At 55.5% G+C, this 10,895-nt stretch carries 12 protein-coding genes; 8 read left to right on the forward strand and 4 right to left on the reverse strand.

Translation table 11 applies throughout. The annotated features are described in order from the left end of the window. Positions 1-206: 206 nt before the first annotated feature. Entirely contained in the window at positions 207-611 is a 405-nt protein-coding gene (locus tag FDW95_RS16185; RefSeq protein ID WP_096759301.1) for an OsmC family protein, read from the forward strand. A gap of 72 nt (positions 612-683) precedes the next feature. Here FDW95_RS16185 and FDW95_RS16190 read toward each other — a convergent pair whose 3' ends face one another. The 4 genes from FDW95_RS16190 to FDW95_RS16205 form a co-directional block, all read right to left on the reverse strand. Further along, a complete protein-coding gene (locus FDW95_RS16190) occupies positions 684-1,553 on the reverse strand; it encodes a phosphoribulokinase (RefSeq protein WP_096759302.1) in 870 nt (289 codons plus the stop codon). Positions 1,554-1,605: 52 nt separating this feature from the next. Next, positions 1,606-1,824, reverse strand: a complete 219-nt coding sequence (locus FDW95_RS16195) for a YheU family protein (protein WP_096759303.1) — start codon at positions 1,822-1,824, stop codon at positions 1,606-1,608. A 2-nt stretch (positions 1,825-1,826) separates the two neighbouring features. Then, positions 1,827-2,843: a hydrolase gene (locus FDW95_RS16200; RefSeq protein WP_115257321.1), complete on the reverse strand. Its 1,017-nt coding sequence runs from the start codon at positions 2,841-2,843 to the stop codon at positions 1,827-1,829. Positions 2,844-2,924: 81 nt separating this feature from the next. Further along, positions 2,925-3,644 carry an NUDIX domain-containing protein gene (locus tag FDW95_RS16205; protein WP_115257322.1) on the reverse strand — a complete coding sequence of 240 codons (720 nt, stop codon included), beginning with the start codon at positions 3,642-3,644 and terminating at the stop codon, positions 2,925-2,927. Positions 3,645-3,836: 192 nt separating this feature from the next. Here FDW95_RS16205 and prs point away from each other — a divergent pair, with 192 nt between their 5' ends. The 7 genes from prs to mdcE all read left to right on the forward strand — a co-directional run bounded on the left by prs (position 3,837) and on the right by mdcE (position 10,846). Next, positions 3,837-4,697, forward strand: coding sequence for a ribose-phosphate diphosphokinase (gene prs, locus FDW95_RS16210; protein ID WP_115257323.1), 861 nt, complete (start codon positions 3,837-3,839; stop codon positions 4,695-4,697). A 14-nt stretch (positions 4,698-4,711) separates the two neighbouring features. Next, a complete protein-coding gene (locus FDW95_RS16215) occupies positions 4,712-6,202 on the forward strand; it encodes a nicotinate phosphoribosyltransferase (protein WP_115257324.1) in 1,491 nt (496 codons plus the stop codon). Positions 6,203-6,396: 194 nt separating this feature from the next. Then, complete coding sequence (gene mdcA / locus FDW95_RS16220; protein WP_062775702.1) at positions 6,397-8,052, forward strand: malonate decarboxylase subunit alpha; 1,656 nt, start codon at positions 6,397-6,399, stop codon at positions 8,050-8,052. Further along, complete coding sequence (locus FDW95_RS16225) at positions 8,052-8,939, forward strand: triphosphoribosyl-dephospho-CoA synthase (protein ID WP_115257325.1); 888 nt, start codon at positions 8,052-8,054, stop codon at positions 8,937-8,939. Before mdcA ends, FDW95_RS16225 begins: the two co-directional genes overlap by 1 nt. Continuing rightward, on the forward strand, positions 8,921-9,220 hold the full coding sequence (gene mdcC, locus FDW95_RS16230) for a malonate decarboxylase acyl carrier protein (protein ID WP_062775705.1): 300 nt from the start codon (positions 8,921-8,923) through the stop codon (positions 9,218-9,220). The genes FDW95_RS16225 and mdcC overlap by 19 nt, the downstream gene beginning before the upstream one ends. Beyond that, positions 9,213-10,046: a biotin-independent malonate decarboxylase subunit beta gene (locus tag FDW95_RS16235; protein ID WP_115257326.1), complete on the forward strand. Its 834-nt coding sequence runs from the start codon at positions 9,213-9,215 to the stop codon at positions 10,044-10,046. Before mdcC ends, FDW95_RS16235 begins: the two co-directional genes overlap by 8 nt. Next, a complete protein-coding gene (gene mdcE, locus FDW95_RS16240; RefSeq protein ID WP_115257327.1) occupies positions 10,046-10,846 on the forward strand; it encodes a biotin-independent malonate decarboxylase subunit gamma in 801 nt (266 codons plus the stop codon). Before FDW95_RS16235 ends, mdcE begins: the two co-directional genes overlap by 1 nt. Positions 10,847-10,895: the final 49 nt, after the last annotated feature.

The following is a 10,895-nucleotide window of genomic DNA, read 5'->3' on the forward strand; positions in this document are numbered from 1 at the left end:
AAAGTGAACTGCAGCCTGTAATGTGATGTCCTCTGCATACATGCAGTACGTCAATGTATTACTGTAGCATCCTGACTGTTTTAGCATAGCTTTCGCCGTGTGTCTCCTGGTGTCTCGCTTCAGCATGACTCAGGTCGCCTTCCGTTGCGAGAATTGTTATGTACGCGTAATCTGTCAGGAAAATTGAAACATTGGAGTTACGAAATATGCAAGCGCGTGTAAAGTGGGTTGAGGGGTTAACCTTCCTCGGTGAGTCCGCCTCAGGCCACCAAATCTTGATGGACGGTAACTCCGGTGATAAAGCGCCGAGCCCGATGGAAATGGTACTCATGGCTGCGGGTGGCTGTAGCGCCATTGATGTGGTGTCGATCCTGCAAAAGGGTCGTCAGGATGTGACCAACTGCGAAGTGAAGCTCACTTCCGAGCGTCGTGAAGAAGCGCCGCGTCTGTTTACACATATTAATCTGCATTTCATCGTTACCGGCAACGATCTGAAAGACGCTTCGGTGTCTCGCGCCGTCGATCTCTCCGCGGAAAAATACTGCTCCGTGGCGCTGATGCTGGAAAAAGCGGTGAATATTACCCATTCCTATGAAGTGATTGCCGCGTAATCCCTGATGCCGGATGGATGATGTTGATTTGTAGGCCCGATAAGCGTAACGCCATCGGGCACTTCCCACGCTTTACTCGATTTTTTTGCCTTCCATCAGTCGCTGGACCAGCGGCAGCATAATCAATTCCATCGCCAGCCCCATCTTGCCGCCCGGCACCACTAATGTATTGATATGGGAAATGAATGAGCCCTGCAGCATCGCCAGCAGCCACGGGAAGTCGATGCCTTCCAGATTACGAAAATGAATCACTACAAAGCTTTCATCCAGTGACGGAATGCTTTTGGCGGCAAAAGGATTGGAGGTGTCGACGGTCGGTACACGCTGGAAGTTAATATGCGTACGGGAAAACTGCGGGGTGATGTAATTAATGTAGTCGTCCATTGAACGTACCACCGAATCCATTACCGCCTCGCGGGAGTGACCGCGCTCGCTGGTGTCGCGGGTCAGCTTCTGGATCCACTCCAGATTGACGATCGGTACCACGCCGACCAGCAGATCAACATGCCGCGCCACGTTTTGCTGCGGCGTCACCACGCCACCGTGCAGGCCTTCATAGAATAAGACGTCTGTGGGTTCAGGCAGCGGCTGCCACGGGGTAAACGTTCCCGGAACCTGATTCCACGGTACGGCCTCATCGTAGGTGTGCAGATATTTTCGTGACTGGCCTTTGCCGGTCTGGCCGTACTCGCTGAAGGTTTGTTCCAGCAGGCCGAAGTCGTTGGCTTCGGGGCCGAAGTAACTGATGTGTCGCCCGGCGTCGCGCGCTTTGCGGATCGCCATGTCCATCTCCGGACGGGTATAGCGGTGAAAACTGTCGCCTTCCACCTCGGCGGCGCGCAGATTTAACTGGGCGAAAATTTTACGAAACGCGAGGCTGGTGGTGGTGGTCCCCGCGCCGCTGGATCCTGTTACCGCAATCACCGGATGTTTGGCAGACATAATAACTCCATGGATAGGTTAGTTTTTATTATAGTCAGCCGCCGGCTGCGGGTTATTCGCGAAACTGTTTTCGCGGCATAATGTTGACCGTTTCATGCAGTTCTGACCATACCAGTACAGCTTCGCCAGATTGTAACTGGCGTCGGACGTCGGCGACTTTTTGTTCGAGCGAACGTTCATGTTCACCATAATCGGTGCCTTCGCGCAAGACAAAGCTTTCAATCAGATTGTCCAGCGCTTCAGGGGATAAGTCCTGCCAGGGGATCTGCATGATTATGCCTCCAGATACGTTGTCAGCCAGTCGGGGATACGGGATTCCAGCCACATCTCAGGATGGCGCAGCGTGCCGCTAATAAACCCGACGTGTCCACCGTGCTCGGTTAACTGATATTCCACCTGTGAGGGCAGATTTTCCGTTTTGGGGATCACGTGGTGATCCATAAAAGGATCGTCCTTGGCGTGAATAATCAGCGTCGGTTTGGCGATCAGGTTGAGTAGTGGCATGGCGCTACACTGACGATAATAGTCTATCGCATCGGCAAAACCGTGGATTTTGGCGGTGATCAGATCGTCAAAGTCACGAATGCGGCGCAGGGACTTCAGCTGTGCCAGGCTTACCGGCAGCGAGCCAGGATAAGCTTCGAGCTTACGCGAGGCATTGGCTTTTAACAGATTAAGCAGATAGCGCTGGTAAACGCGGGAGAACCCTTTTTCCATATGATAGCTACAGGCCTCCAGCACGAAGGGGGCGGAGACAATAACCGCGGCATCAATCGGGATAGCGTTCCCTTCTTTGGCCAACAGGCAGGCCAGCATGTTGCCACCGAGCGAGTAGCCGACCGCTGCGGTTGGCACGCGGCCGAACTCGCGCTCCAGCCAGCGTAAAAACCAGGTACCGTCCTCGGTCTCGCCGGAGTGATAAATGCGGTTCAGGCGATTCGGCTCGCCGCTGCAGCCGCGAAAATGCATCACCACGCCTAACCAACCGCGCTTTTGCGCCGCCTCAATCAGACCGTGGGCGTACGGGCTGTTCAGGCTACCTTCCAGACCGTGAAAAACCACCAGACGCGGTTTGTGCTTCGCCTGATGCGGATCTTCACTCCATGCCAGATCGACAAAGTCGCCGTCGGGTAATTCCAGACGCTGCCAGTGGGCGTCGAACTTCACCTTACGGCGAATTAAACGCGGCAGCATGGTCTGCAGATGGCGATTACTGATCCCGCGCATCGGGCGGAATTCTCGCGAATCATCGGCAGGGAGATTCATTTCTGTTGGAGTGATTTCAACCATAACACCAGAGCAATTAATCATCGAAAACAGCAACTATACCGCGCACAGAGCCTGCGGGTTAGCCAATATGTGATTTTGTACTTATTCAGCCAGCAGGTTACGTGAGAAAAGATGAAAATCCACACCCGGTTTACGTCGCCACAGGCGGGCTTTCCGCGTGCCGGTGGCCATGCTTTCACCGGTATCTTCAAACATATCTGAGGCCTCAAAGCGGCGGATCAGGCTTTTGCGCTGAATCGGCTGGCCGAGGATAACCTCTGTGGCTTCCTGTAGCTGACCATGGGTAAAGGTATCCGGCAAACAATAAACGGGCAGTAAAGAATATTTCGTTTTTTGCCGCAGCCGGTTCAGGGCGGCATCAATGATCGCCTGGTGGTCAAAGGCCAGCGGATAGTCGGCAAGCTTATCAACTGGGACCCAGCGGGCATCGCTGACGCTGGCAATATGCGGTTCGCAGTCCACCCAGGCTATCAGCGCAAACCAGGTGACCGTCAGGCTCCAGCCACGCGGGTCACGATCTGGCCCGGAAAATGTGTCCAGCTGTTCCAGCCACGAAGGCGAAACGCCAGTTTTTTCAGTGAGTTTACGCAGCGCTGTGGCGCGAGTGGAATCATCGTGTGCCATATCAATAAAGCCGCCGGGTAATCCCCAACGTCCTTTCTGCGGCTGGTTTGCCCGTTCGACCAGCAGCACGCACAGCTCCTGTTGATGCACGGTAAACAACACGCTATCCACCGTTACCAGCGGGGAGGGAAAGCGGCGGGCATCGTACTGATTCAGGTAGTCGGCTTCGGTGGTCATAAGGTACTCACGATGATGTGCAACGCTGCCAAGTGTACCAGCCCGGTATCGGTGGGCAAGGTGCGTTTTTTTTCCATTGATTATCAGTTGATTAGCGCACGTTCAAAAATACTTTATTTTATGCTTGCTTAATAATTGTCTTAGGGACATTATTAATTGTGTCGAAGGGACACAATTTAAAGGGGAAGCGACATGAGCGTAAAATTAACCTTAACGCTGGATGACCAGGCTTACGCTATTGCCAGCGGTATTTTTCCTGATGGGGCCGTCTGGTTGAAAGTCACCGACGCGTTGCCATCCTTCGCTCACCAGATGCGCATTCGTGCCACGGCGATGCGCGATATGAACGACTTTATGCTATTGGCGCAGTTGGTCGACGCGGTGCGCCATCAGACCGATGTACGGGTCAGCCATCTTGAACTTCCCTGGCTGCCGTGGGCGCGCCAGGACCGACATATGGTTGCGGGCGACAGCTTTGCGCTGAAGGTTTTTGCCCGTCAGCTCAATACGTTGCAGTTCGACAAGGTGAAGGTACTTGATCCACACAGCGACGCGGCGGCAGCGGCTATCGATAATTTCATCACGCTTCCCCAGGAAGTCTGTCTGCTGCAAAGCGTGACCTTGCAGCGCCAGTTCCAGCAAAATGCGCTGATGCTGGTGGCTCCTGATGCCGGAGCATTAAAGAAAATTGATGCTGTCGCCAGAGCCTCAGGGGTTGCTGAATACGCCATTTTGAGCAAAAAACGCGATGTCGCCAGCGGCAACCTGACGGGTTTCGCGTTGGTTGCCGGGGATGTTAAAGACCGGGATGTGCTGATTGTCGACGACCTGTGCGACGCTGGCGGCACTTTCATTGGCTCTGCCCAGGTTTTACGCGATGCCGGCGCGCGCAGCGTCAGCCTGTACGTCACCCACGGGATCTTTTCTAAGGGCGTTGAGCACCTGTTTGCCAACGGCATTGACGCCGTTTACACCACCACATCGTTAGCGTCCTCTACGCTGGCCCATCCGCAGCTTGAACTTATCGACATTGACGCGATTTACCGCGCCTGAGGGAGACACCTGTTATGAAAATGAATCCAATCTTGGCTATTGATGGCTACAAAGTGTCTCACCGCGTGCAGTATCCGCAGGGCACCAGCCGGGTCTATTCCAACTTTACCCCGCGCAGCGATCGCTTTTTCTCGTCGCCGTTGCCGGATGGCAAGCTGGTGTTCTTCGGTCTGCAGGGCTTTTTGCAGTGGTTTTTGGTTGATTTGTTTAACGAGGCGTTCTTTGCCCGACCGCAGGAAGAGGTGGTCAGTGAATACAAGCAGGTGATGGACGGGTATCTGGGAAAAGATGCCGTGGCGGTTGATCACATTCGTGCGCTGCACCAGCTGGGCTATCTGCCGTTGCACATTAAAGCACTGGATGAAGGCAGCAAAGTCCCGATGGCGGTGCCGGTATTAACCATCATCAATACTCAACCTGAGTTTTTCTGGCTGGTGAATTACCTCGAGACGGTACTGTCGGCTGAGCTGTGGAAAGCGTCAACCAATGCCACCATCGCGCATCACTACCGCAAAATCTGTGCGCATTGGGCAGAAAAAACCTGTAGCGATATGACGTACCTTGACTTCCAGTGCCATGACTTTTCGTTTCGCGGTATGTCAGGATTGCAGGACACCATGCAGGCGGGCGGCGGGCATCTGCTGAGCTTTAAAGGCACCGACAGTATTCCGTCGCTGCTGTACGCCCGTGATTACTACACCGACGGCGAGGCGTATTTCATCGGCGCCAGCATTCCAGCCACCGAGCACAGCGTGATGTGCATGGGCGAGCGTGAACACGAGATCGAAACCTTCCGTCGTCTGATTGCCGATCTGTACCCGCAGGGATTTGTGTCGATAGTCTCCGATACCTGGGACTACTGGCAGGTGCTGACGGAGTATACCCGGGAACTGAAGCACATCATTCTGGCGCGTGAGGGGCGGGTGGTGTTCCGCCCGGACAGCGGTAACCCGGTCGATATTCTGTGTGGCACTGGGCTAGATGACGATAACCGTGCCGAACGTACGCCAGAGGAAAAAGGTTCCGTGGAGGTGCTGTGGGAGATTTTTGGCGGTACGGTAAACGCCAAAGGGTATAAGGTGCTCGACCCGCATGTAGGGCTGATTTATGGCGACTCCATTACGCTGGAGCGGGCGAATGAAATCTTGCGTCGCCTCGAGGCTAAAGGCTTTGCCAGCTCAAACGTGGTGTTCGGGGTGGGATCGTTTACCTATCAGTACAACACGCGAGATACCTTTGGCTTTGCGATGAAAGCGACCTGGGGAGAAGTGAACGGTAAAGGCCGGACCATCTTTAAGGAGCCGAAAACCGACAATGGTCTGAAACGCTCTGCCCGCGGGCTGCTGCGCGTTGCACGTGATGAGCAGGGCGAGTTACGACTGCATGATGAACAACGTTGGCAACAGGAGCAGGAAGGCGAGCTGAAAACCCGCTTCCTCGACGGTAAGCTTTATCACCGTCAACATTTCGACGATATCCGCCAGCGCCTGGCGGCGCAAAAATAATTTCCTGCAAGCGGGTAGCGATACCCGCTTTACTTACCCCGCTTAAATTGATCCTCATCACAAATCGTTACTTCAATTATTACTCTCAAGCTAATGATTCACGCCTACGCTTAATTGATGACTTTCTCACCAGAGCGCACACTCTTTCCAGTGTTAAGCAATCAAAAATGATTCGCTGAATCAGGAGGTTAATAATGTTATCTGGGCAAACGCCAGCTCGAGTCTGGAACACCCGCCGCACAGAAAAACAGCGGCGTCTGGCTTCCGTTCCGGTGCAGGGCAAGGTTCTGCCGACCGCAGACCTGACCGCGATGCTGGAATTACTTATCGCGCCGGGTGACCGCGTGGTATTAGAAGGGAATAACCAAAAGCAGGCAGATTTCTTATCTCGCATGCTGGCTGAAGTTAACCCGCAAAAAGTGCACGACCTGCACATGATTATGCCCAGCGTCGGACGCAGCGAGCATCTGGATATCTTCGAAAAAGGTATCGCTCGCAAGCTGGACTTCTCTTTCTCCGGTACCCAAAGCCTGCGTATTTCGCAGCTACTGGAAGATGGTCAGCTGGAAATTGGCGCCATCCACACCTACATCGAACTTTACTCCCGTCTGTATGTTGACCTGTCGCCAAACGTGGCGCTGATTGCCGGTTTCAAAGCCGACCGCAAAGGTAACCTCTACACCGGGGCGAGTACCGAAGATACCCCGGCGCTGGTTGAAGCCGCCGCATTCCATGACGGTATCGTCATCGCGCAGGTTAACGAACTGGTCGACGATGAATGCGACCTGCCGCGCGTTGATATTCCGGGCTCATGGATTGATTACGTGGTCGTCGCCGATAAGCCGTTCTTCATTGAACCGCTGTTCACCCGTGACCCGCGCCTGATCAAACAAGAACATATCCTGATGGCGATGATGGCCATTAAAGGTATCTACGCAGAACACCAGGTCCAGTCCCTCAACCACGGTATCGGCTTTAACACTGCGGCAATCGAACTGCTGTTGCCGACCTACGGTGAACAGCTGGGTCTGAAAGGCAAAATCTGTAAACACTGGACGCTGAACCCACATCCAACGCTGATTCCTGCTATCGAAAGCGGCTGGGTTGAAAGCGTGCACTGCTTCGGTGGTGAATTAGGGATGGAAGAGTACATCCGTGCCCGCCCAGACGTGTTCTTCACCGGTGCCGATGGTTCAATGCGTTCTAACCGTGCTTTCTGTCAGCTGGCGGGTCAGTACGCGGTCGATATGTTTATCGGTTCCACTTTGCAGGTTGATGGCTATGCCAACTCCTCAACGGTGACCCGTGGACGCCTGTCCGGTTTCGGCGGCGCACCAAACATGGGCCATGACCCGCACGGCCGTCGTCATGCAACTCCTGCCTGGCTGAACATGATTACCGAACCTGACCCAATGCAGCGCGGTAAAAAACTGGTTGTTCAGATGGTTGAAACCTTCCAGGCCGGCGTGAAACCGACCTTCGTCGAGAAACTTGATGCGGTTGAAGTCGCCAAAACCTCCGGGATGCCGCTGGCACCGGTGATGATTTATGGCGATGACGTCACCCACGTCCTGACCGAAGAAGGGATCGCTTACCTCTACCGGGCAAAAGATCTTGAAGAGCGCCGGGCGATGGTGGCTGCGGTTGCCGGGATCACCGACATCGGTCTGGGCGTTGATGCGAAACGCGTCGCTGAACTGCGTCAGAGTGGCAAGGTGGTGTATCCAGAAGATATGGGCATTCGTCGTACCGACGCGACCCGTTCTCTGCTGGCCGCCGGTAGCGTGTCCGATCTCGTTGAATGGTCTGGCGGTCTTTACAACCCACCTGCGAAATTCCGGAGCTGGTAATGAAACTTCTGTCCCCGATTCAGGTTGAAGGCGGTGCCGAATGGCTGGCGCGAACCGCCACGCAGTGTCTGATTGACGAAGCGCGACTCAGCCCGAAACCCGGTCTGGTGGACAGTCGGGGGAATGGCGCGCATCACGACTTGTCGCTTGCGTTAATGGAGCGCTCTGCGCACAGCCTGACCTCTACATTTCAGTCGTTAGCGCAACAAAGCTGGCAGCGTCCAGCGGATATTGCGCTCAGACAAACCATAGGGCGACTCGGTCGCGAAGGCGAGCAACAGATGATGGCGGCCACGGACGGTGTGAACACCCACCGTGGCGCGATTTGGGCACTCGGATTGTTGGTGAGCGCGGTGGCAATGCACGGTGGTACCGCGAGTGCACAGCAGGTCGCGGCGACTGCCGCCGAGCTGGCAAAACTGCCGGATGCCGCCGCACCCAAAGTGTTCAGCAAAGGGCTGCGTGCGACGCACCGTTATCAGGTGCCGGGTGCACGTGAAGAGGCACAGCAGGCTTTTCCGCATGTGATGCAGCGTGCGCTGCCGCAACTGCGTTTAAGCCGGTTTAACGGCAGCAGTGAAACGCACGCCAGACTCGACGCGCTGATGGCGATCATGACCTCGCTGACTGATACCTGCGTGCTGTCTCGCGCAGGTATGGAAGGGCTGGATGCCATGCAGGACGGTGCCCGCGCGGTGCTGAATGCTGGCGGCAGCGCTCATCCAGCAGGTCAGGCGGCATTGGCCGCACTCGATAGCCATATGCTGGCGCTGAACGCCTCGCCGGGCGGGGCAGCAGATTTACTCGCCGCCACCTTGTTCATCGACCGCATCGATTCGCCCTATACACGAAGCATTAAGAGGATGTTATGGAACACATTACGTTAACCGTGCCAGCGAGCCGCACCTTAAGCGGTAAAGCGCTGGCAGGCGTTGTGGGCTCCGGGGATATGGAGGTGTTATTCACCGCCGACCAGAGCCAGACGTTAACCATTGATATCACCACTTCTGTCGATAACAGCCGCAGTCGCTGGGAAGCGTTGTTGAACCGTCTGCAAACGGTCAGCAGCCTGCCTGCAGGAAAACTGACGATCCACGACTTTGGTGCAACCCCAGGTGTTGCACGTATTCGTATCGAACAGGTATTTGAAGAGGTGAGCCATGCGTGATGACAGCAGTTTTATCGAATTAAAAGCACGCCAGCGTGCCCACGCGCTGCTTGATGAAGGCAGCTACCGCGAACTGCTCGACCCGTTTGACGGCGTGATGTCGCCTTGGCTTGGCGCGCAGGGCATCGTTCCGCAGTCGGATGACGGCATGGTCGTTGCTAAAGGCACCATTAACGGCAAACCGGCCGTGGTGGTGGCGATTGAAGGCGCATTCCAGGGTGGCAGCATGGGCGAAGTGTCCGGTGCCAAAATGGCAGCGGCGCTGGAGTTGGCGGCGGAAGATAACCGCAACGGCATCCCAACTCAGGCTGTCCTGAGCCTGGAAACCGGCGGCGTGCGTTTGCAGGAGGCCAACCTTGGCCTGGCGGCGATTGCCGATATTCATGCGGCGATTGTTGACCTGCGTCGTTACACCCCGGTAGTCGGCATTGTCGCCGGTACCGTGGGCTGCTTTGGCGGGATGTCTATCGCTGCGGCACTGTGTAGCTACCTGATTGTGACCCGTGAAGCGCGTCTGGGGCTAAATGGCCCGCAGGTTATCGAGCAGGAAGCGGGGATTGAAGAGTATGACTCCCGTGACCGTCCGTTTATCTGGAGCATGACCGGTGGTGAAATTCGCTACCAAAGCGGGCTGGTGGAAGCGCTGGTCGGCGATGGCGTGAACGCCGTGAAAGCGGCAATGAACGACGCGCTGGCAAAAGGCGTACCGGCAAAACACCGCACCGATAACTACGACTGGTATCTCGACCGTTTAACGAATTTCGACACCCGTAAACAGGCCGATACCGAACAGATTCATGCGCTTTTCGCCCGGGAGGTGAAATGATGAGTAACTCAATAAGCCGTGGCGAATTATGGCTGGAAACCCTCGTACCGAACGCTAAACGTATTGCCGGGCTGTGCCCGTCCGTACAGGCCGCTGATGGTGAACTGAACGGTGAAACGGTGCGCTTTATTGCCGTTGTCCCGGATGCCAATAACCATTACCCACGCGCCGCTGGCGGTGAAGTCGGTCTGCTGGAAGGCTGGACACTGGCGAAAGTGGTGAGCGAAACCATCGCAGCCGACGCCAATAACGCGGTAAAACGTCCGATTGTGGCGGTGATTGATGTGCCAAGCCAGGCATACGGTCGTCGTGAAGAAGGCTTCGGTATTCACCAGGCGCTGGCCGGTGCGGCGGCGGCGTATGCCAATGCGCGTCTGGCGGGCCACCCGGTCATTGGCCTGATTGTCGGTAAAGCCATGTCCGGTGCCTTCCTGGCACACGGTTACCAGGCAAACCGTCTGATTGCGTTCAACGACAACGCTGTACTGATTCACGCAATGGGCAAAGAATCTGCCGCGCGTATCACGCTGCGTTCCGTTGAGGCGCTGGAAAAACTGGCGGCAACCATTCCGCCAATGGCGTACGACATCAGCAACTACGCCACGCTGGGGCTGCTGGAAAATCTGCTGGATATCAGCAACCCAGATGCGCCATCTGCAAACGATCTGACGCAGGTTAAAAACACCCTGCAGCAGGCCATCAATGACGCTCGTCAGGATCCAACGCTGAAAAGCCGTCTGGGCGCTGACAATCGCCGCAGCTCTGCCCTCGTACGCGAACGTATGCGAGCAAGCTGGTAAGTAAAAAGAGACCTGCCAGATGTAAGACTCCGCGGGCGCAGACGTTGCG

The sequence above is a fragment of the Citrobacter sp. wls718 genome, assembly GCF_005280945.1.
Classification (GTDB): domain Bacteria; phylum Pseudomonadota; class Gammaproteobacteria; order Enterobacterales; family Enterobacteriaceae; genus Citrobacter; species Citrobacter gillenii.

Excerpts from the sequence above, each read along its gene's own strand:
- FDW95_RS16185 (WP_096759301.1), top strand. The coding sequence starts at position 207 with ATGCAAGCGCGTGTAAAGTGGGTTGAGGGGTTAACCTTCCTCGGTGAG.
- FDW95_RS16190 (WP_096759302.1), bottom strand. The coding sequence starts at position 1,553 with ATGTCTGCCAAACATCCGGTGATTGCGGTAACAGGATCCAGCGGCGCG.
- FDW95_RS16195 (WP_096759303.1), bottom strand. The coding sequence starts at position 1,824 with ATGCAGATCCCCTGGCAGGACTTATCCCCTGAAGCGCTGGACAATCTG.
- FDW95_RS16200 (WP_115257321.1), bottom strand. The coding sequence starts at position 2,843 with ATGGTTGAAATCACTCCAACAGAAATGAATCTCCCTGCCGATGATTCG.
- FDW95_RS16205 (WP_115257322.1), bottom strand. The coding sequence starts at position 3,644 with ATGACCACCGAAGCCGACTACCTGAATCAGTACGATGCCCGCCGCTTT.
- prs (WP_115257323.1), top strand. The coding sequence starts at position 3,837 with ATGAGCGTAAAATTAACCTTAACGCTGGATGACCAGGCTTACGCTATT.
- FDW95_RS16215 (WP_115257324.1), top strand. The coding sequence starts at position 4,712 with ATGAAAATGAATCCAATCTTGGCTATTGATGGCTACAAAGTGTCTCAC.
- mdcA (WP_062775702.1), top strand. The coding sequence starts at position 6,397 with ATGTTATCTGGGCAAACGCCAGCTCGAGTCTGGAACACCCGCCGCACA.
- FDW95_RS16225 (WP_115257325.1), top strand. The coding sequence starts at position 8,052 with ATGAAACTTCTGTCCCCGATTCAGGTTGAAGGCGGTGCCGAATGGCTG.
- mdcC (WP_062775705.1), top strand. The coding sequence starts at position 8,921 with ATGGAACACATTACGTTAACCGTGCCAGCGAGCCGCACCTTAAGCGGT.
- FDW95_RS16235 (WP_115257326.1), top strand. The coding sequence starts at position 9,213 with ATGCGTGATGACAGCAGTTTTATCGAATTAAAAGCACGCCAGCGTGCC.
- mdcE (WP_115257327.1), top strand. The coding sequence starts at position 10,046 with ATGAGTAACTCAATAAGCCGTGGCGAATTATGGCTGGAAACCCTCGTA.